The organism is Pseudomonas sp. FG47, from assembly GCF_057809115.1.
The window spans coordinates 130,059-150,526 of record NZ_JBMDJI010000006.1; the positions used below are offsets into that span (position 1 = coordinate 130,059).

At 66.4% G+C, this 20,468-nt stretch carries 15 protein-coding genes and 2 pseudogenes; 7 read left to right on the forward strand and 10 right to left on the reverse strand.

The genetic code is table 11. The features are described 5' to 3' along the window. Positions 1-109 precede the first annotated feature (109 nt). The 3 genes from ACODS5_RS07885 to ACODS5_RS07895 all read left to right on the forward strand — a co-directional run bounded on the left by ACODS5_RS07885 (position 110) and on the right by ACODS5_RS07895 (position 3,634). Positions 110-334, forward strand: coding sequence for a hypothetical protein (locus ACODS5_RS07885; RefSeq protein WP_134690030.1), 225 nt, complete (start codon positions 110-112; stop codon positions 332-334). Between the two features lie 203 nt (positions 335-537). Continuing rightward, positions 538-1,848 carry an OprD family porin gene (locus ACODS5_RS07890; protein WP_489108349.1) on the forward strand — a complete coding sequence of 437 codons (1,311 nt, stop codon included), beginning with the start codon at positions 538-540 and terminating at the stop codon, positions 1,846-1,848. A 289-nt stretch (positions 1,849-2,137) separates the two neighbouring features. Further along, positions 2,138-3,634: a GGDEF domain-containing protein gene (locus ACODS5_RS07895; RefSeq protein ID WP_134690095.1), complete on the forward strand. Its 1,497-nt coding sequence runs from the start codon at positions 2,138-2,140 to the stop codon at positions 3,632-3,634. Positions 3,635-3,732: 98 nt separating this feature from the next. Here ACODS5_RS07895 and ACODS5_RS07900 read toward each other — a convergent pair whose 3' ends face one another. Then, entirely contained in the window at positions 3,733-4,209 is a 477-nt protein-coding gene (locus ACODS5_RS07900; RefSeq protein WP_046857067.1) for a ferritin-like domain-containing protein, read from the reverse strand. Positions 4,210-4,412: 203 nt separating this feature from the next. Between ACODS5_RS07900 and ACODS5_RS07905 the strand changes: the two genes are divergently transcribed. Beyond that, positions 4,413-4,634, forward strand: a complete 222-nt coding sequence (locus tag ACODS5_RS07905; RefSeq protein WP_031315465.1) for a DUF3820 family protein — start codon at positions 4,413-4,415, stop codon at positions 4,632-4,634. A gap of 25 nt (positions 4,635-4,659) precedes the next feature. Here the strand turns inward: ACODS5_RS07905 and ACODS5_RS07910 are convergent, their stop codons facing one another. Genes ACODS5_RS07910 through ptsP form a run of 3 tightly spaced genes read right to left on the reverse strand, consistent with a single transcriptional unit; the run spans position 4,660 to position 10,171 of the window. Continuing rightward, positions 4,660-6,375 (reverse strand): PTS fructose-like transporter subunit IIB, encoded by a 1,716-nt coding sequence (locus ACODS5_RS07910; protein WP_489108350.1) that lies wholly within the window; start codon positions 6,373-6,375, stop codon positions 4,660-4,662. After that, the gene (gene pfkB / locus ACODS5_RS07915) at positions 6,375-7,322 is read right to left on the reverse strand and encodes a 1-phosphofructokinase (RefSeq protein WP_489108351.1); all 948 of its coding nucleotides are present in this window, start codon (positions 7,320-7,322) and stop codon (positions 6,375-6,377) included. Before pfkB ends, ACODS5_RS07910 begins: the two co-directional genes overlap by 1 nt. Beyond that, complete coding sequence (ptsP, locus tag ACODS5_RS07920; protein ID WP_489108352.1) at positions 7,322-10,171, reverse strand: phosphoenolpyruvate--protein phosphotransferase; 2,850 nt, start codon at positions 10,169-10,171, stop codon at positions 7,322-7,324. Before ptsP ends, pfkB begins: the two co-directional genes overlap by 1 nt. A 297-nt stretch (positions 10,172-10,468) precedes the next feature. Between ptsP and cra the strand changes: the two genes are divergently transcribed. Together cra and ACODS5_RS07930 are read left to right on the forward strand one after the other, a co-directional pair. After that, positions 10,469-11,464, forward strand: a complete 996-nt coding sequence (gene cra / locus ACODS5_RS07925) for a catabolite repressor/activator (RefSeq protein WP_489108353.1) — start codon at positions 10,469-10,471, stop codon at positions 11,462-11,464. A 2-nt stretch (positions 11,465-11,466) separates the two neighbouring features. Continuing rightward, a complete protein-coding gene (locus ACODS5_RS07930; RefSeq protein ID WP_134690036.1) occupies positions 11,467-12,243 on the forward strand; it encodes a TatD family hydrolase in 777 nt (258 codons plus the stop codon). Positions 12,244-12,397: 154 nt separating this feature from the next. Here ACODS5_RS07930 and ACODS5_RS07935 read toward each other — a convergent pair. The 5 genes and pseudogenes from ACODS5_RS07935 to ACODS5_RS07955 all read right to left on the reverse strand — a co-directional run. After that, a pseudogene (locus ACODS5_RS07935) lies at positions 12,398-12,937 on the reverse strand (methyl-accepting chemotaxis protein); the annotation flags it as partial. A 318-nt stretch (positions 12,938-13,255) separates the two neighbouring features. Further along, a pseudogene (locus ACODS5_RS07940) lies at positions 13,256-14,377 on the reverse strand (HAMP domain-containing protein); the annotation flags it as partial. Between the two features lie 276 nt (positions 14,378-14,653). After that, on the reverse strand, positions 14,654-15,484 hold the full coding sequence (ampE, locus tag ACODS5_RS07945) for a regulatory signaling modulator protein AmpE (RefSeq protein WP_489108354.1): 831 nt from the start codon (positions 15,482-15,484) through the stop codon (positions 14,654-14,656). Continuing rightward, on the reverse strand, positions 15,481-16,047 hold the full coding sequence (gene ampD / locus ACODS5_RS07950; RefSeq protein ID WP_489108355.1) for a 1,6-anhydro-N-acetylmuramyl-L-alanine amidase AmpD: 567 nt from the start codon (positions 16,045-16,047) through the stop codon (positions 15,481-15,483). Before ampD ends, ampE begins: the two co-directional genes overlap by 4 nt. Before the next feature lie 102 nt (positions 16,048-16,149). Then, positions 16,150-18,297: a DUF1631 domain-containing protein gene (locus ACODS5_RS07955; protein ID WP_489108356.1), complete on the reverse strand. Its 2,148-nt coding sequence runs from the start codon at positions 18,295-18,297 to the stop codon at positions 16,150-16,152. 245 nt (positions 18,298-18,542) lie between these two features. On the opposite strand from ACODS5_RS07955, the gene nadC reads away from it, so the two are divergent. Then, positions 18,543-19,391 (forward strand): carboxylating nicotinate-nucleotide diphosphorylase, encoded by an 849-nt coding sequence (gene nadC / locus ACODS5_RS07960; RefSeq protein WP_134690041.1) that lies wholly within the window; start codon positions 18,543-18,545, stop codon positions 19,389-19,391. A gap of 107 nt (positions 19,392-19,498) precedes the next feature. On the opposite strand, the gene trxB is transcribed toward nadC, so the two are convergent. Further along, a complete protein-coding gene (gene trxB, locus ACODS5_RS07965; RefSeq protein ID WP_134690042.1) occupies positions 19,499-20,461 on the reverse strand; it encodes a thioredoxin-disulfide reductase in 963 nt (320 codons plus the stop codon). Positions 20,462-20,468: the final 7 nt, after the last annotated feature.

The following is a 20,468-nucleotide window of genomic DNA, read 5'->3' on the forward strand; positions in this document are numbered from 1 at the left end:
CTTTTTATGCAACAGTGCTTATCCAAACAGCCTCTGTTTCCAGGCTGTTTACAGGGCTAACTTTAGCCCCGTCATCACTCGCACTTGCTTTGCAAGAAGGTTGCATCAAATGTCCAACAGTATGGGTATTGCCAGCGTCTTCGTCCTGTCGTCCCTGTTGTTGTCGCCCCTGGCCATGGCCGAAGAATCCCCGGCCTTCGTCGCCCGTAACAGCGAACTTGCCGCCCTCCATCAAGAAGCCCGCGAGGCCTATGCCGCAAAGCCGGCCGACGCGGTGAAAGACTCGCAGCAGACAGCTTCCAAGGTTGCCGCCGACAGCGATGTCGATAGCTGATCGGCCCTTTTCGATTCGAAGTTTTCCCTTGGCTACACCATGGGCACCGCCTGTGACGATATGTTAGCCTTTCAAAGCCGCTGCTAATCAGCGGCTTTTTTTATGTGTCGAAAATATCAGCAGGGATGTTGCGTCTCTAATAAGAGATTGGCAGACACGACAATAAAATCTGCCCAACCGCTTGACCAAAGGAGTTTGTACCGGTGCTTTCCGCGTTTCGTTTCACCCCGTTGTTCGTTGCGTTGGCCGCAACGATTCCCGTCTCCGCCCAGGCCGAAGAAGAGCGAGCCGAGGGTTTCATCGAAGGGTCCTCGCTCAACCTGCATTTTCGCAATGCCTACTTCAACCGCAACGAGAAGAACCGCAAGGTAGAGGACAAGCGCGAGTGGGGCCAGGGCGCCGTGGCGCGCTTCGAGTCCGGCTATACGCCAGGCACCATCGGCTTCGGCCTCGATGCCCACGCCATGATCGGTTTGAAACTGGACGGCGGCTCCGGCCATGCCGGTACCTCGATCCTGCCGAGCGAACCGGGCGACAAGGCCCGCCACGCCTTCTCCACCGCCGGCGGCGCGATCAAGCTCAAGGGCTTCGACACCGAGTTCAAGGCCGGTGACCTGTTCCTCACCAACCCGGTGATCGCCGGTGGCGAAAGCCGCATGCTGCCGCAGACCTTCCGCGGCGTCGCGCTGACCAACAACAGCATCGACGGGCTGATGCTCGAAGGCGGCAAGGTCAGCTTCACCAAGCCGTACAACCAGAGCGGCCACCGCCGCATCAACACCTACTACAGCAACCAGACGCCCGAGCAGGACAGCCAGAACCTGAGCTGGGCCGGCGCGTCGTGGAGCGGCACCGAGGGCGTCACCGCCAACCTCTACGCCGCCGAGCTGAAGGACATCTGGAACCAGTACTACGCCGACTTCGACTACACCTACGCGGTCAACGACCTGGTCAGCCTGAACCCGGGCATGCACTTCTATCACACCCAGGACACCGGCCAGTCGAAGCTGGGCAGCATCGACAACAACACCTGGAGCGTGCACTTCACCGTCGCCGCCGGGTACCACAGCGTCACCGCCGCCTACCAGCGGGTAAACGGCAACACGCCGTTCGACTACATCAACCTGGGTGACAGCATCTTCCTCGACAACTCGCGCATGTATTCGGACTTCAACGCGCCGAACGAGCGCTCGTGGAAGCTGCAGTACGACTACGACTTCGCCGGCCTCGGCATCCCAGGCCTGAGCACCTCGCTGTCGTACTCACGCGGCAAGGCCGACCTGACCAAGGCCAGCCAGGACACCGAGTTCTATACCTTCTACAACGCGGACGGCAAGAATGCCCGGCACTGGGAGCGTGACTTCGACCTGAAGTACGTGTTCCAGGAAGGCCAGCTCAAGGACCTGTCGGTGCTGCTGCGCTATGCCACGCACCGAGCCAACGCGGCGTATGCGAGCGAGCAGGACAACGACGAGTTCCGGGTGATCGTGGATTACCCGCTGAACGTGTTCTAACGCGGTAATCACTATAGGAGCGGCCTTGTGTCGCGAAAGGGCCGCAAAGCGGCCCCAGCACTCTTAAGCAGCCCTGCAGAATCCTGGGCTGCTGCACAGCCCTTTCACGACACAAGGGCGCTCCTGCAAAGTCAGCCGCTCGTTGCCTGAGCCAGGCCTTCCTGAATCAATTCCGTCGGCCAAATCGCCTTTGATCTTGTCCGACAATCCCCGCTTGCCTAGAATATCGCCGCCGCTTTTCGGCCCATTCCCCATGGATCCCGGGGCTTATGCAGTTGCGAGCATGACGTTGCCCACCCGATCACCACGATCCGCCCTGTACAAGTCACACCCCGAGCTGGTCCTCAACCTGGGCAGCTGCCTTGCCGTGCTCGCCATAGTGGCCATCGTCGGCTACCTGCTGGCCCGCGAACGCGACAGCGTCGAGCAATCGGAAATGCGCTCGTCGAGCAATATCGTGCAGTTGATCGAAAGTGACATCCTGCGCAACGTCGAACTCTACGACCAGTCGCTCAAGGGCCTGATCTGGGCCGTGCAGCACCCCGAGCTGCTCAACGTGCCGACCAAGCTGCGCCAGCAGATCCTGTTCAACCAGGCCTTCTCCGCGCCGGTGCGCGGCGACATTCTCTGGCTCGACGCCAAGGGCGACGTGCTCGGCGACTCCACCAGCGCGGTGCCGCGCCAGGCCAACTTCGCCGACACCGTGGCTTTCCAGGCGCACCGCGACCGCCCGGGCCTGGGCCTGCTGATCAGCCCGCCGTTCAAGGCGCGGCTGGGCAACCTGGACTGGTGCATCAGCTTCAGCCGGCGCATCTCCGGCGCCAACGGCGAGTTCCAGGGCCTGGCCGCCGGGGCCCTGCGCTTGTCCTATTTCAACGAACTGTTCCAGCGCCTGGACATCGGCGTGGACAGCAGCATCAACCTGCTCAACACCGATGGCCAGCTGCTGGCGCGCCAGCCGACCCGGCCGCAGGATCCACTGATCGGCACCAGCTTCAGCGAGCGCCCCAACTTCAAACGCATCCTCAGCGAGCGCAGCGGCAGCTTTACCGCCCGCTCGACGGCCTATGAGGGCCAGCGCCTCTACACCTTCGCCCGGGTCGCCGACCTGCCGTTGATCGTGCTGGTGGCCCACTCGGCCGATGAAGTGTTCCAGTCGTGGCGGCGTACCGCGATCGTGGTCAGCGTGGCCACCGGCGTGTTGTGCATTGGCATCCTCTGGCTGACCTTGCTGCTGGGCCGCGAGCTACGTCGGCGCCACGATGCCGAACTGGGCCTGGCCACCCTCGCCGCCACCGACAGCCTCACCGGCCTTGCCAACCGCCGCCGCCTCGACCAGGTGCTGCGCCAGGAATGGGCGCGCGCCCAGCGCAACCGCAAGCCGCTGGCAGTGTTGATGGTGGATGTGGACCACTTCAAGGCCTTCAACCAGCGCCATGGCCATGCCGGTGGCGACCATGTGCTGCGCGAGGTGGCCACCACCATCGAGCTGTGCATCCGTCGCCCGGCGGACCTGGCGGCGCGCTACGGCGGCGAGGAGTTCCAGGTGGTACTGCCAGAGACCGAAATGGCCGGCGCGTTGCTGCTGGCCGAGCGGATTCGCGCCAGTGTCGAGGCGATGCCGCCGTTCGCCGATGATGAGCGGTCGGTGACGGTCAGTGTGGGGATTGGCCTGCATATCCCCGGTACCCATCAGGACCTGGCGGCGCTGCTGGGTGATGCGGACGAGGCGTTGTATCGGGCCAAGGCCAATGGGCGCAATCGGGTTGAGGGGCCACGGGCCTAGCTTTCGCAACACAAGACCGCTCCCACAGGGAGTTGCGTTCCCCTGTAGGAGCGGCCTTGTGTCGCGAAAGGGGCGCAAAGCGCCCCCAGCTATCCCGCTTACGACCGAGCGCGGGCTGCGTTGCGCAGCGCCTTCACCTGGTCATGGTTACGCTGCACACCCTGCAGCTGTTTCTCCACCAAGGCGTAGGAAGTGTCATTGGCCGACCGTCCCAGCTTGACCAGCTTCTCGCGGGCTTCCTTGTAAGCCTTCAGCGCATGGTCCTCGCCACGCTCCACTTCGTTGAGCACCGCTTCTTCATCCTTGCCGGTGACCATCGACTTGAGGTTGACCCAGCCACGGTGCAGGTCGCCGCTGATGCTGGTGCTGGTTTCCGGATCACCGCCCAGCCGGCGCACTTCACTTTGCAGCTCGGCCGCGGCACTGGCGCACTCGCTGGCACGCTGCACGAAGAATGCTTTCAGTTCAGGGTTCTTCACATCCTCGGCAGAGGTCTTGAAGCCTTTCTCACCATCCTTGCTGTACTCGATCAGGTCGTTGAGTACGTCGATCGTGTCTTTGTTGGGATTACTCATGGCAACAACTCCTTGGCAGGTGATAGTCACCTTCATCGGAGCAGGCTTCGTGCCAAGCCTATGAAATAAAAATAATTCATGTAAATCAGCAACTTGAAGATTTCACAAACATGCCGTTCAAAGGCGTTCTGCATGATCGCCGCTTGGGTCGTCGTGCAGTTTGCAGTAAGGTCGCGCTTCAACCGCCACAGGCTGCCTCCCCGATGAAACCCGAAACCCTGCAACTGCTGGTCACCCGCACCATGCCTTTTGGCAAGTACCAGGGGCGGATCATCGCCGACCTGCCCGGGGACTACCTGGCATGGTTTGCCCGTAAAGGTTTCCCGCCCGGGGAGCTGGGCGGGTTGCTGGCGCTGATGCACGAGATCGACCACAACGGATTGGGCGATCTGCTGAAACCGTTGCGGGGCAAGACCAGGGGTTGAAGCATTTGATGGAGCTATCGCAGGGCTAGCCCTTGACCGGCGCCACCACCATCTCCACCTGCTCGCTCTTCTTGATCAGCGCATACACCACCGCCGTCAGCAAGCTGCCGGCGACGATGGCCAGCAGGTACAACAGCGCATGGTTGATCGCGTTGGGGATCAGCAGCACGAACAGCCCGCCATGGGGCGCCATCAGCTTGCAGCCGAAATACATCGACAAGGCCCCGGTCAGCGCGCCCCCGGCGATGCTCGCCGGAATCACCCGCAGCGGGTCCTTGGCGGCGAACGGGATCGCGCCCTCGGAGATGAAGCACAGGCCCAGCGCCAGCGCCGCCTTGCCGGCCTCGCGCTCACTCTGGGCGAACTTGCGCCGGGCCAGGAAGGTGGCGATGCCCAGGCCGATCGGCGGCACCATGCCGGCGGCCATGGTCGCGGCCATCGGCGCGTAGCTCGACGAGGCCAGCAGCCCCACCGAGAACGCATAGGCGGCCTTGTTGATCGGCCCGCCGAGGTCTACGCACATCATGCCGCCGAGCAGCAGCCCGAGCAGCACGGCGTTGGTGGTGCCCATGCTGTCGAGGAAATGGGTCAGGCCCTCGAGCATGGCCGCCACGGGCTGGCCGACCACGTAGATCATCACCAGGCCGGTGAACAGGCTGGCCAGCAGCGGGATGATGAGGATCGGCTTGAGCGCGTCGAGGCTGCTGGGCAGGCGCACCCAGCGGGCGATGGCCTTGGCGCTGTAGCCGGCCAGGAAGCCGGCGACGATGCCGCCGATGAACCCCGCCCCCAGCGTACTCGCCAACAGGCCGCCGATCATCCCAGGCGCCAGGCCCGGGCGGTCGGCGATGGACCAGGCGATATAGCCGGCAAGCAGCGGCACCATCAACTTGAACGCCGCCTCGCCGCCGATCTGCATCAAGGCGGCGGGCAGCGTGCCGGGTTCCTTGTAGGCCTCGATGCCGAACACGAACGACAGCGCGATCAGCAAACCGCCAGCCACCACCATCGGCAGCATGAACGACACCCCGGTCAGCAGGTGCTTGTAGACACCGGTCTTCTCGGCCGGCGGCACCGCGCCGGTCGTCCCCGTCGCCTCCACCTTGCCCTCGGCCAGGGCCTTGTCCAGCGTGGCGCGGGCCTGCTTGAGGGCGATGCCGGTGCCGCAGCGGTAGATGCGCTTGCCGGCGAAGCGCGCAGCCGGTACTTCGATATCGGCGGCCAGCAACACCACATCGGCTGCGGCGATGGCCTCGGCCGGCAGTGGATTGCGCGCGCCGACCGAGCCCTGGGTTTCCACGGTGAGCTGGTAGCCCATGGCCTGCGCCGCCTGTTGCAGGGCTTCGGCGGCCATGAAGGTGTGGGCCACGCCGGTCGGGCAGGCGGTTACCGCGACAATCTTCGGCGCACCCTGCACCGGGGTTTGCGCCACTTGCACCTGGGCGCCGGCAGCGGCCTCGTCGAGGAAGCCTTCACGGTCAGCCAGGGCCTGGGCCGGCGTGCTCTGGTACAGGCGCTTGCCGGCGAAGCGCGCCAGGTCCACCGGCCCGGTGCTGACCACCAGCACCCAGTCGGCCTCGGCGATCTGCGTTGGCGTCAGGCGCAGTTCCGGGTGTTCGGCGTCGTGTACCTCGACGCAGGTTTTCCAGCCCCGACGCTGGGCAGCGGCGGCCAACAGGCGGGCGCTGAGCACGCTGGACACCTGGCCGTTGGGGCAGGCGGTGACAATGGCAATGTTCATCAGCAGCCCTCTTCTTGTTGTTCTGTAAGGCGCACGGCGGCTTCCAGGCGCTCCAGTTGCTCACGGTCGTGAATGCCGAAGCCGACCTGGGTGACTGCCTGGGCGGCGATGGCGGTGGCGCGGCGCAAGGTAGCGGCGGGCGCTTCGGCCTGGAGCAGGCCATGGACCATGCCGGCAACCAGCGAATCACCGGCGCCGACGGTACTGGCGATGCGCACTTTCGACGGTTGCGCATGCAACGCCAGGCCAGCGGCGAACCAGCTCACGCCCTGCTCGCCCTGGGACACCACCACATGCTCGACGCCAGTGGCGAGCAGCCGCCGTGCGGCCGCGCGTTGCTCGGCCGCGGCCTGCACCGGCAGCCCGAGGACTTCACCCAGCTCCTCGGTGTTGGGCTTGACCAGCCAGGGCGCGGCCTGCAGGCCCGCGCGCAAGGCTTCGCCGCTGCTGTCCAGGGCCACCTTCAGGCCTTGCGCCTTGAGCATCAGCAATAGCTCGCGCAGCCACTCGGGGCTGATCCCCCGTGGCAGGCTGCCGGCCACCACCACGGCGTCATGCCCCGGGGCCACCTGTGCCAGACGTTGCAGCAAGGCGTCGCGGGCAGCCTCGTCGACCTGCGGCCCTGGCCCGTTGATATCGGTGACCTGGCCATCGGCCTCGACCAGCTTGATGTTGCTGCGGGTCTCGCCCGGCACGCGGACGAAGCAATCGGCGAACCCGCGCCAGGCAATCAGCGCCTCGAACGGCGCCAGGTTGTCCTGCCCCAGGAAACCACCGACGGTGACGCTGTGGCCCAGGTCGGCCAGCACCTGGGCGACGTTCAGCCCCTTGCCGGCGGCATGGCTGTGCTGGGCCTGGCTGCGGTTGACCGCGCCGGCTCGCAGGCGGTCGAGGTTGATGGTGATATCCAGTGCCGGGTTGAGGGTGAGGGTGAGGATCTTGGCCATCAATAACGCTCCACCAGCGCCCGGACTGCCTCGGCGCTGTCTTGTTGCAGGGCCTCGCGCGCCAGGGCGCGGGCCGTCGAAAGGTCGGCCTGGCGCACCAGGGCCTTGACTTCAGGAATGCTGCGGGCGGCGACGCTCAGCTCGTCCACCTCCAGGCCCAGCAGCACGGCGACCGCCTGCGGGTCGGCCGCCAGCTCGCCGCACACGCCCACCCACTTGCCCTGGGCATGGGCGGCGCGCACGGTCATGTCGATCAGGTTGAGCACCGCCGGGTGCAGGCCGTCGGCCTGTGCCGACAGGCTCGGGTGACCGCGGTCGATGGCCAGGGTGTACTGGGTCAGGTCGTTGGTGCCGATGCTGAAGAAGTCCACTTCACGGGCCAGCTGCGGCGCCAGCAAGGCGGCCGACGGCACTTCGACCATGATGCCCACCTGCAAGTCGGCCACCGGGATCTCCTGGCGCAGGCGCTCGACCATGGCCTTGGCGGCGCGCCACTCATGGAGCTGGCCGACCATGGGGAACATGATACGCAGCGGGCGGTTGTCCGCGGCACGCAGCAAGGCGCGCAGCTGGTCTTCCATCACCTGCGGGCGTTGCAGGGTCAGGCGCACGCCGCGCACGCCGAGGAAGGGGTTTTCCTCAGCCGCGATCGGCCAGTACGGCAAGGGCTTGTCGCCCCCAACGTCGAGGGTGCGCACCACCAGTGGCCGTCCGTCCAGGCCATCGAGCACCTGCCGGTACTCGGCTTCCTGGGTGGCCACATCGGGCAGTTGCGGGTGGGCCATGAAGATCAGCTCGGTGCGCAACAGGCCGACGCCTTCGGCACCTTGCTCCACCACCTTGTCGATGCCGTTGTTCTGGCCGATGTTGGCGAACACTTCGACGGCATGGCCGTCGCGCGTCCGCGCGGGCTCATGGCGGTTGGCCCAGGCGATCTGCAGCCGACGCTCGCGGGCATCACGCTCTGCCAGGGCTCGTTGCAACTCGGCCTCGGCTGGCGCAACCACGACCCGCCCGCGCTGACCATCGAGCAGCAGCGGCGTGCCGCTATCCAGCAACAGCACGGCCGCCCCGGCCCCGACCACCGCCGGGATGCCCAGGGCGCGGGCGACGATGGCGCTGTGTGCGGTGGCGCCGCCCTGGGCAGTGACGATACCGGCGACCCGTGCCGGGTCCAGGCGCGCCACGTCCGAAGGGCCGACTTCGGCCATCACCAGCACATAGGGCTGCTCTGGCTCGGCGCTGTCCTTGACGCCACACAGTTGCGCCAGCACCCGACGACCGATATCGCGCAGATCGGCGGCCCGCTCGGCCAGCAGCGCATCGTGCAGGGCCTCCTGCTGACGGGCGGCGCCTTCGATCACCGCCAGCCACGCAGCGGCGGCGCTTTCGCCCTGGGCCAGGCGCAGCTCGACGTCGTCGGTCAGGGCCGGGTCGGCGAGCATTTCCTGATGGGTGACGAAAATTTCGCCGATGGCCTTGTCGCTGCGTTGCACCAGGGCCTGAAGATCGGCGTGCACTGTGTCGATGGCCTGGCGCAGCCTGGCCCGCTCCTGGGCGGGCGACTCGCCGCGCAGCGGGTACTCGATATCGCGCTCGACCTGGACATGGGCCGGACCGCTGGCGATGCCCGGCGCCGCAGCAACGCCTTGCAGCGTGCTGCCTGGCAGCGGAGCCTGCAGGGCTGGCACCGTTACCTCGTCCTGCATCGCTGTGGGCGGCAGTGCCTCCACCTCTTCGCCCAGGCCCTGCTCGATGGCCGCCTGCAGCACCGGCAAGGCATCGGCGGCGATACCGGGCTCGGCGATCAGTTCCAGGACCTGGCCACGGCGGGCGCCCAGACTGAGCAGCTTGCTCAGGCTCTTCACCGAAACGGCGGGCTGGGCGCTATCGTGCAGCCGTATGCGGACCTCGCCCTCGAACCCCTTGGCCAGCTGCGCCAGTACCTTTGCAGGGCGAGCATGCAGGCCATGGGCGTTGGCCAGTACTATCCGGGCGCTCGGCCAGTCGGCAGGCGCCTCGCCGCCGAGCACTTCGAGCACGGCGCGGCTGCTGGTGGCCTGGTAGAGCATCTGCCCACGGCCCTCGATCAGCACCTCGCACAGGCGCTCGAGCAGGGCTTGGTGCGCCGCTCCGAGGCTGGCCAGGCAGAACAGGCCATTGAGCGGCTGATCGCGGTAGCGCAACGGTTGCTGCGGGGTGACGAAGGCCAGCCCCGGTTGGCGCACCTCACGTTCGCTGTGCAGCCACCACAGGCCTTCACCCAGCGGCAGCGGCTCGGTCTGCTGCAGCACGGCGGCAAAGCCGCTGTCGGCACAACCGGCGCGTTGCAACAGACGAGCACCGCGCCAGGCCAGTTCGTCGAAGTCTTCCGCCGCCAGGTTGAGGCCGACCAGCTGGGCATCCAGCGCCAGCTCGCGTGGCGCCCCTTGCAGTAACTTGAGCAGTGCCTCGGCGCTGCCGGAGCGACGCAGCGCCTCGGCCAGGTCGGTTTCACCGAGGGCGCGGGTCAGCAGTTGCAGCAGGCGCAAATGTTCATCGGAGCGGGCGGCGATGCCGATGGCCAGGTAGACGATCTGGCCGTCGCCCCAATCCACCCCCTCGGGGAATTGCAGCAGGCGTACCCCGGTGGCGAATACCAGGTCGCGGGTCTGCGGCGTGCCGTGGGGGATGGCGATGCCCTGGCCAAGGAAGGTCGAGCCTTGCGCCTCGCGGGCTTGCAGCCCCGCCAGGTAACCCTCGGCCACCAGGCCATCGGCGACCAGCCGGTCGGCCAGCAACGCCAGTGCCGCGCCTTTGTCGGCGGCGCGCTGGCCCATGGCAATCTGCTCCACGGCAAGCTCGAGCATGACCCTCTCCTTTTGCGACGCCCACGCCGGGCGCCGAGGTATTGTTGTGAAATTGGTTGCCAGATGTAGTGACAATGTCCAGCGCCAATGGCGATTTCCGACTCGCAAGGCAGGAAACTTCAGCAAGCTGAAACGTTTAATCTGACCGGACGGCCACGTTACTCGATAATCTGCCGACGAAAAAGCCCCATCCTGTCGGACAATTGCGACAATGGTCGTCTGCGCGCGGGCTCGCCAATGGGTGAAACTACCCGGTCAAGCCACGCAGCCAGCCCCGGAAATAACAAGGAAAATTCGGTGAAACTCAGCGATATCGCCCGTCTGGCCGGTGTGTCCGTGACCACCGCCAGCTACGTCATCAATGGCAAGGCCGAACAGCAGCGCATCAGCAGCAGCACCGTCGAGCGCGTGCGCGCGGTGGTCGAGGCACACGGCTTCACGCCCAACCCCCAGGCCGCCGGCCTGCGCAGCCGCCATACGCGGACACTGGGCTTCATTCTCCCGGATCTGGAGAACCCCAGCTACGCCCGCATTGCCAAACAGCTGGAACAGGGCGCCCGCGCCCGTGGCTACCAGTTGCTGATCGCCAGCAGCGACGACCAGCCCGACAGCGAACGCCAACTGCAGCAACTGTTTCGCGCCCGACGCTGCGATGCGTTGTTCGTCGCCAGTTGCCTGCCGCCGCAAGACGATAGCTACCGCGCCTTGCAGGCCAAGGGCCTGCCAGTGATCGCAATCGACCGGGGCCTGGACCCGGCGCATTTCTGCTCGGTGATCAGCGACGACCGCGATGCCAGCCGCCAACTGGCGCAGAGCCTGCTCAAGACCCAGCCGCGCAGCATCGCGCTGATCGGCGCGCGCCCGGAACTGTCGGTCAGCCAGGCCCGCGCCGGTGGCTTCGACGAGGCGCTGCGCCAGTTCGACGGCGAAGTACGCCGCTACCAGGGCGAGGCGTTCAGCCGTGAGTGCGGCCAGCAACTGATGGCGCAATTGATCGACGAGCTGGGCGGCCTGCCGGATGCCCTGGTGACCACCTCCTACGTGCTGCTGCAAGGCGTGTTCGACACCCTGCAAAGCCGCCCGGAAGGTTCGCGCCAACTGCAACTGGGCACCTTTGGCGACAACCAACTGCTCGACTTCCTGCCGCTGCCGGTCAACGCCATGGCCCAGCAGCACGGCCTGATCGCCGCCACCGCGCTGGAGCTGGCCCTGGCCGCGATCGAGGAAAAACGCTACGAGCCCGGCGTGCACGCCATTGGCCGCACCTTCAAGCAACGGATCGGCAAGGCCTGAGCATGCGCCTGATCGACACCCATACTCACCTGGACTTCCCCGACTTCGACGCCGACCGCCCGCGCCTGCTGGCCAACGCGGCGGCGCGCGGGGTGGAGCGCATGGTGGTGCTGGGGGTGTTCGAGGGCAACTTCCAGCGGGTATGGGAGCTGGCCTGTGCCGATGAGCGTATCCGCGCGGCATTGGGCCTGCACCCGGTCTACCTGGAACAGCACCGCCCCGAGCACCTTGGCCTGTTGCGCCAGTGGCTGGAGCGTCTGCACGGCGATCCACGGCTGTGCGCGGTGGGCGAATTCGGCCTGGACTACTACCTGGCCGAGCTGGACCAGGACCGCCAGCAGGCGCTGTTCGAGGCCCAGTTGCAGATGGCCTGCGACTTCGAGCTGCCGGCGCTGCTGCACGTACGCCGCAGCCATGCCCAGGTGATCGCCACGCTCAAGCGTTACAAGCCGGCGCGGGCGGGGATCATCCATGCCTTCGCCGGTAGTTACGAAGAAGCACGCGAGTACATCAAGCTGGGCTTTCGCCTCGGTCTCGGTGGCGCCGCCACCTGGCCGCAGGCGCTGCGCCTGCGCAAGACCTTGCCGCGCCTGCCGCTGGACAGCGTGGTGCTGGAGACCGACGCGCCAGACATGGCCCCGGCCATGTACCCTGGCCAGCGCAACAGCCCGGAGCATCTACCCGAGATTGTCGGGGCACTGGCCGAAATCATGGGGATCGAACCAGGGCTGCTGGCCGAGGCCAGCAGTCGCAACGCCTGCGAGGTGTTTGGCTGGTAGCCCGACACGTATCCCGTGTAGGAGCGGCCTTGTGTCGCGAAAGGGCTGCGTAGCAGCCCCAGGATTTCGGTGTTGACGCAAAGATCGCAGGGGCCGCGTTACGGCCCTTTCGCGACACAAGGCCGCTCCTACATGGGATCCATGTCGTCCTTGATCACACCCTGAACGCGCCGATCAGCCGCTTGAGTTCCACCACCTGCGCCGACAACGCCCGGCTGGCCTCCTCGGTCTGGCAGGCGCCTTCGGTGGTGTCCTGGGCGGCGCGGTTGATCGCCACGATGTTCTGGTCGATGTCGTGGGCCACGGCGGTCTGCTGCTCTACCGCGGCGGCGATCTGCTGGTTCTGTTCGACGATGCCGCCCACCGCGCCAAGAATATTGCCCAGTGCCTGCTGTACCTGGCGCGCCTCGTCGACGGTACCGGCAGCCATCTGGTGGCTACTGCCCATCACCCGCACCGCCGCATCCACGCCTTCGCGCAGACGCTGGATCATCTGCGCGATCTCCTCGGTGGAGTCCTGGGTTCGTTTGGCCAGGGTGCGTACCTCGTCGGCGACCACGGCAAAACCACGCCCCTGCTCCCCGGCCCGCGCCGCCTCGATAGCGGCGTTGAGCGCCAGCAGGTTGGTCTGCTCGGCAATGCTGCGGATCACCTCCAATACCCGGCCGATGGCCTGGCTGTCGCCGGCCAACTGGTTCACCGCGGCCACGCTCTGGTCGATCTCGCCGGCCAGGCGGGCGATGCTGCCCTGCTGGCTCTGCACCAGATCACGACCTGAAGCGCTTTCGTGGTTGACCCGCTGCGCGCCCTCGGCAGCCAGCGCGGCGCTGCGGGCCACCTCCTGGGCGGTGGCGCTCATCTGGTTCATCGCCGTGGCCACCTGCTCGATCTGTTCGCGCTGGCCGCTGACCGCCTGGTTGCTGCGACTGGACACCGACAGCACCTGACCGGCCTGGTCCTCGACCGTGGTCACGGTCTTGCCGACCTGCTCGATCAGGCCGCGAATGCGCCGCACGGTTTCGTTGAAGCCCCGGCCCAGCTCGCCCAACTCGTCGCGGCTGCTGGCCTGGAAGCTGACGGTCATGTCGCCGGCGGCCACTTTGTCCATGGCACTGCCGAGGCTGCCGAGGGTCTGCCGGGTGGACACATAGAAGCCGCTGTACAGGTAGATGATCAGCAGGAACACCGTGGCCAGGGCCACCACCAGCGCCACGGTGCGCAGGCGGTGCTGGGCAAGGCGCTCCTCCAGTTGGCCGTGCAGGTGAGTGAGCACCGCCTCGTTGAGCCGATAGGTCTGGGCCATCAGCTCGCTGGTCTGCTGGTAGAACCCGGCCCATGGCGCATCCAGAGTTTCGGCCACCACCACCTGGTCCTCGAACAGCGCCGCGGCCTGCTTGACCGTGGCCTGGCTGGCCTGGGCGCTGACGCCCAGCGCGGCCTTGGCCTGGCCATCGGCGGCCAGGGCGTCGTCCAGGCGCAGTGCATAGTCGGCGGACAGCCGTTCCAGGCGTTGCAGCAGGTCTTCGAAACGGGCGCTACCGGAGGAGTCCATGAAGCCGCGCCCCAGGGCCACCGCGCCCATCGCCCGGCCTTCACCCAGAGCCTGGGTGACCTGCGCCGTGGCGCTGCCGACCAGTTCGCTGAGCTGGCGCACCGAGGCCTGGCTATCCTGGCTCAGCCCCGCCTGGCTGGCGACCAGCTTGCCCAGTACCTGGGCCTGGGCCAGCACCTTGTCGAACAGTGCCGCCTTGTTCTGCAACGAGGTCTCGCCGCGGGCAGCGCTGAAGGCGTCGGCCAGTTCACTGCGCTTGGCTTCGAGCACCGGGTCGCTGCTGCCCAGGCCGTCGAGCTGGGCCTGGACTTTGTCCTGCAAGGCGCCGATGCGGGTCTCCAGATCGCCGGCCTGGCCCGACTGGCCGAGCACGGCGTTGATCTGCAACAGGTTGCCCAGGGTTTCCAGGTCGCCGCGCAGGGCCAGGCTCTGGGCCAGTGGCGCCAGGCCTTGCAGCTCGCCGCGGGTGGCCTGGAGCTGATGATAGGCATCGCGCACCAGGTAGAAGCTGGTGACCAGCATGGGCAGGAAGAACAGGACGCTGATCAGGCTGAACTTCATGCCGAAGCTCAGCCGGTTCATCAGTGCGATGGCCGGATAGAGCAGACGCTTCACAGGTCACCTCCTTGAATTCTTGTTGTTCTGCGGGGTAGCACTAGGCCATCTTGGGGCCCGTGCCTTGTATAGCGCAGAATGAACGCAAGGTTTGTAACTTAAGGTTAAGCGCGCGCTGGATGGCACCGACTGCGTCGGTGTTCGCCAGCAAGGCTGGCTCCTACAGCGTTCCCCATAGGGGATGGCACCGACTGCGTCGGTGTTCGCCAGCAAGGCTGGCTCCTGCAGCGTTCCCCATAGGGGTCAAATCAGCACGGTCCACAAGGCAAAGCAGGCGTACCACAGAACCGCGCAACGCAGCAGCAGCTCCCACAGGCTGTCCAGCCGCTCCAGGCTGCGCTGGCGGTCCTCCTCTTCGGCAATGTCGTCCGCCACCCGACCGACCTTGGCCACCAGGTGCCCGGCGCTGACATGCCAGTCGAGCAGCTCGTGCAACATCACCCGGGTCACCGCGACAAAGTTGCCGACCAGGGCGAAGCTCACCGTCATCACCCGCACCGGCAGCCAGTCCAGGGCATGGCGCAACTGCCCGGCCAGGGCCTGCAGCGCCGGTTGGCGGCTATGCTCGGTGGTCAGGGCCAGCAGCCGATAGGCCAACGCCGCCCCCGGGCCCAGCAGGAAATACCAGAAGATCACCGCGAAGAAACTTTGGTATGCCTGCCACAGCAGGTGCCCCTGGACCCGCTTGATCAGCCCCGGGGCATCGTCCGCGGCCAGGCCCAGGTCACGCTCGGCCACGTGCAGCGCGGCCTGCTCGTCGCCCCGGCGCCAGGCATCGCGAAACGGCCCCAGGGCCGCCTTCACATCGCCACGCCCCAGGCTGTAGATCAGCACCAGCAGGTGCACCGGCAGCGCCAGCAAGCCATAGGCCACGGGCTCCAGCACATGCAGCAGCAACACCAGCAACGCCACCGGCGCCAGGATCAGGATCGCCAGGGTCGACCATGGATGGACCTTGCCACTGCGTTCCAGGCGCACCAGCTCGCCCAGGAAGAAGCCGTCGCGTTGCACCTGTTGGCGCAGCGCCGAGAATTTCTCGACCCACAGCGCCAGCACCAACACCAGAAAACTCATGCCTTGTCCTCATTGCGTTGCAGCTCAGCGCGGTAGCGCGGCCAGTCGAAAGCCGGGCCGGGGTCGGTCTTGCGCTGCGGGGCGATGTCGCTGTGGCCACAGATCCGCCCAAGGTCGATCACCGGCCAGGCGCCGCGGATCTGCTGGGTCAACTGGGCCAGGGCGGCGTACTGGGCATCGGTATAGGGCAACTGGTCGGTGCCTTCCAGCTCGATGCCGATGGAAAAGTCGTTGCAGCCCTCACGCTCGCCAAAGCGCGACACCCCGGCGTGCCAGGCGCGGTCGAGCAAGGAGACGAACTGGGTCACCGCGCCGTCGCGCTCGACGAACAGGTGCGCCGACACGGTCAGCTGGTTGATGGTTGCGAAGTAAGGATGCTCGTCAGGGTCGAGGCGGTTCTGGAAGAACTGCTGGACCTTGCCGGTACCGAAGCAGGCGGGAGGCAGGCTGATGTTGTGGATCACCAGCAGCGATATGGCCTCGCCGTCGGGGCGGGCGTTGCAGTTCGGCGAGGGGCAGTGGCTGACGCCAGAAAACCAGCCGGTCGCACGGTCCAATTGCATGGGGGCAGATCCTGAATGACGCCACGGGCAGGCTGTCAGTATGCCGCGCCTGCACCGCCCGTGCATGTAAATGATTGTGCAGAAAATGCGCGCCCCTGGGGCCTAGGCCTGCTGCACGCGCAACTGTTCCAGAACCGCCTCGAGGGCCCGATCGAACAACAAGCCATCGTCGAGCAAGCGCAGCTCGCCGCGGCGCAAGGCCACCGCCAGGCCGTTGCGGTTCCATTCGCGCACCTTCAAGCCGGTCCGGTTGGCGAACACGAAGCGGTCATGGCTGTCGATGCGCGCCACCAGCTTGCAGCGCAGCGGCTCGTCATCGTCCATCACTTCGACCCAGGTGCCCAGGCGCAGGCGCTCGACTTGGCGAAGGGCCGGTTCCTGGTCGTCGAGCGGCGCGCATGGGGCGTGGGTCGCTTCATCGGCGATGGCCAGCACGATGTCGTGCTCCACGCGCGCCTCGACCAGCGCCTCGTCGAATTCAGGCACGCCGCCGCAGGCCCGCAGGTGCAGCTGTTCCAGCAGCAAAAAGAATTCACGGGTCGCCGCCGAGTCCAGCGCCACGCCCGCCAGGCCCTCGCGCAAGGCCTTGAGCAACCCTGGCACTTGCTCCAGCAGGCGGGCCGGGTCTGCGCTGGGGGCAATGCTGGCGAGCAACCCATCCATGGTCGCCAGGCCCTCGGCCCAGGCCTGGGAGTCTTCGCCCTGCTTGAGCCAGGCCAACAGCAGCACCTGGCTCCAGGCCTGCACCAGCATCTGCACCACCACCTGCGGCAGCACCTGGCCGCGCAGGCGCAGGTTCAGCGCCTGCTGCACCCGCTGGCGGGCCAGCAAGGTGCGGGCGCGGCCTTCCTCGGCGTCGCGGGTCCGTTGTTCGAGCAGCTCGTTGCGCCGGCGTTCGTCCTGGCTGAACAGCAGGAACTCCTCGAGCAGCTCGCTGAACAGCTCGCAGTCTTCGGAAAAATCATTGAGCAGGCGCTGGACGATCCGCTCGACCCGCAAATGCAAGCTATCGCGCAGCCCATCACCCTCGACTTCCCAGCCAATCGCCGCAGCGGCGATTTCGTTGAGCAGGCGCCGCGCCGGGTGGCTGGCCCGGCTTAGCAGCCCCTTGTCGATCAAGGCCACTTTCAGCAGGGGAATATGCAGGCGGCCGATCAGCCCGCGCAGGCTCGCCGGCAGGTTGTCATCCGCCTGGATGAAGGCGAACAACAGCTCGACCAGGTTGATCATGTCCTCGTCGGCGGTGGCGATGCGCCGGCGCGTGCCGCTGCGCACGCTGACCCGCAGCAGCAGTTGCTCGAGCTGTTGGCCGAGCTTGAAGTCGTCCGGCTCGCCGGGCGCCGGCACATAGTGCTGCAAGTGGGTCAGCAGGCGCAGTAGGTCTTCGGTACCGATCGGCTGCGCCGCGCTGAGCGTTTGCAGGCGCGGCGCCACACGACCGCGGCTGGGCGCCAGCAGCGCCTGCAGCGCGCTGAAGAAGGCCTGCCCGGCGCTATCGGCGCCCGGATCGTGCAAGGCGGGGTTGCTCGGCGCACGCCGGGCAATGTGCCGGCGGTCCTCGGCGCGGCGCCGCGGCGCCGGCAGCAGTTCCGGCAGCACGCCGGCACTGGCCAGCAGCTGGTTGGCCTCGCCATAGAGCAGGTCGAGGTCGCGCAGGACATAACGCTCGAACAACTTGAGCAACACCAGCTTGACGTTCGTCCCCACGCCCAGGTCGCGCCCGGCCTGGAGGAAGAAACCGCACAGGCTGCCTGGGCCCAGCGGGTTGCGCGCAACCTCGATGTCCAGTTCCAGCAGGGTCTCGAAACGCAGGGTCAACTGCTCGAGCACAAAGCCATCGCGTGACAGCACGCGATCGACCATCGCCTGCACCGCCACCGAACGCTCCAGCGTCGGGCTGTGCAACGCCAACTGGGCGTTGACCATTGAGGCCAGGGCATCGCACTGGCCGATACGGGCGAAGGCCTCGTAGAAGGTATCGAGAAAGCCGCGTTCGATGCTCTTGCGCTTGAGGCGCAGATCACGCATGGCCTCGAAGTACAGGTTCTGGTCGAGGCGGCCGCTGGCCTTGTCGGCCATTTCGAAGAGGGTGTCGTCGGCGTTGTCGAACAACGCCTGCAAGCCCTGGCGCAGTTGCAGGGCGGCCTTGTCACGCACCTGCAGGAGCAACACGGGAAGGCACGGCGAGGGCGCGCGGGCACCCCGGTCGAGGGTGGTCGCCAGGGGCACCACCTTGCCTTCTTTCTGCATCCCATACTCCTTGCTGGATGTTGCGTTGTGCCACCGGCGGAAAAATCGTCAAAGCTATGACGCCAAATACAAGGCGCCATTATCAGGGAAAAAGTTGACAGCTGCTAGCGCGCATTCTTACGCACCCAACTGACCCTGCAATCGGCCAAATGCTCATCTATCCCGACCAAAGGTCATCGCCGCGGCAGCTGTACACGCCGCCCCCCTGCCCTATAATCGCCGGCACCTAGCTTGTGGAGCCGACCATGCCGAACCTACGCCTCGCCGACCTGACCGCCGAAATCGAAGCCAACGTGCGCCGCGCGTTGCTCGAAGACATCGGCAGCGGCGACATCACCGCCCAGCTGATCCCGGCCGAGCGCCTGGCCAAGGCGACCATCATCACCCGCGAGGACTGCGTGATCGCCGGCTCCGCCTGGGTGGATGCGGTGTTCCGCCAGCTCGACCCGCGCGTGGCGGTGCACTGGCAGGTGGCGGACGGCGAGCGGGCCACGGCCAACCAGGCACTGTTCCATCTCGAAGGCCCGGCGCGCTCGCTGCTCAGTGGCGAACGCACGGCGCTGAACTTCCTGCAGATGCTGTCGGGCGTGGCCACCCGTGCACGCTTCCTGGCCGACCTGGTCGAGGGCACCCAGGTGCGCCTGCTGGACACCCGCAAGACCCTGCCGGGCCTGCGCCTGGCGCAGAAGTACGCGGTTACCTGCGGCGGCTGCCACAACCACCGCATCGGCCTGTACGACGCCTTCCTGATCAAGGAAAACCACATTGCCGCCAGCGGCGGCGTGGCCGCGGCCGTGGCGGCGGCGCAGCGCATCGCCCCGGGCAAGCCGGTGGAGATCGAGGTGGAAAGCCTGGACGAGCTGCGCCAGGCCCTGGCCGCCGGCGCCGATATCGTCATGCTCGACGAACTGAGCCTGGATGAAATGCGCGAAGCGGTGCGCATCACCGCCGGCAAGGCCAAGCTCGAGGCCAGCGGCGGGGTCAACGAGACCACCCTGCGGGTTATCGCCGAAACCGGTGTGGACTACATCTCGATCGGCGCGATGACCAAGGATGTGAAGGCGGTGGACCTGTCGATGCGGTTGAGTCTGTGAGCTGAATCGCAGGCACAAAAAAACCGGCCAGATGGCCGGTTTTTTTATCGCGGGGCCAGCCCGCTCCCACGTTCTGTGCAGGAGCGGGCTGGCCCGCAAAGGCTGGATCAGTGCGCGGCGTTGGCCAGGCCGTCCAGGTAACGCTCGACGTCCAGTGCGGCCATGCAGCCGGCGCCGGCCGAGGTGATGGCCTGGCGGTAGACATGGTCGGCCACGTCGCCGGCGGCGAACACGCCTTCGACATTGGTGGCGGTGGCATTGCCTTCACGGCCGCCAGCAACCACCAGGTAGCCATCCTTGAGGGTCAGCTGGCCTTCGAACAGCGAGGTGTTCGGGGTGTGGCCAATGGCGATGAACACGCCGTCGACCTTGATCTCGTCGAAGCTGCCGTCGTTGTTCTTCAGGCGTGCACCGGTCACGCCCATGTTGTCACCCAGCACTTCGTCCAGGGTGGCGTTGAGCTTGAGCTCGATCTTGCCTTCGGCGACACGGGCGTGCAGCTTGTCGACCAGGATCTTCTCGGCACGGAAGGTGTCACGACGGTGTACCAGGGTCACCTTGCTGGCGATGTTGGCCAGGTACAGCGCCTCTTCCACGGCAGTGTTGCCACCACCGACCACGGCCACCGGCTTGTTGCGGTAGAAGAAACCGTCGCAGGTAGCGCAGGCCGAAACACCCTTGCCCATGAAGGTCTCTTCCGACGGCAGGCCCAGGTAGCGAGCGCTGGCACCGGTGGCGACGATCAGCGCGTCGCAGGTGTAGGTGCCGCTGTCGCCCTGCAGGGTGAACGGCTTGTTGGCCAGGTCGACGGCGTTGATGTGATCGAAGACGATCTCGGTCTCGAAACGCTCGGCGTGCTCTTGCATGCGCTGCATCAGGGCCGGGCCGGTCAGGCCATGGGGGTCGCCCGGCCAGTTGTCGACTTCGGTGGTGGTGGTCAACTGGCCGCCGGCCTGCATGCCGGTGATCAGCAGCGGCTTGAGGTTGGCGCGGGCGGCATAGACCGCGGCGCTGTAACCGGCAGGGCCGGAACCGAGAATGATGACGCGCGAATGACGTACTTCAGACATGTCGAAC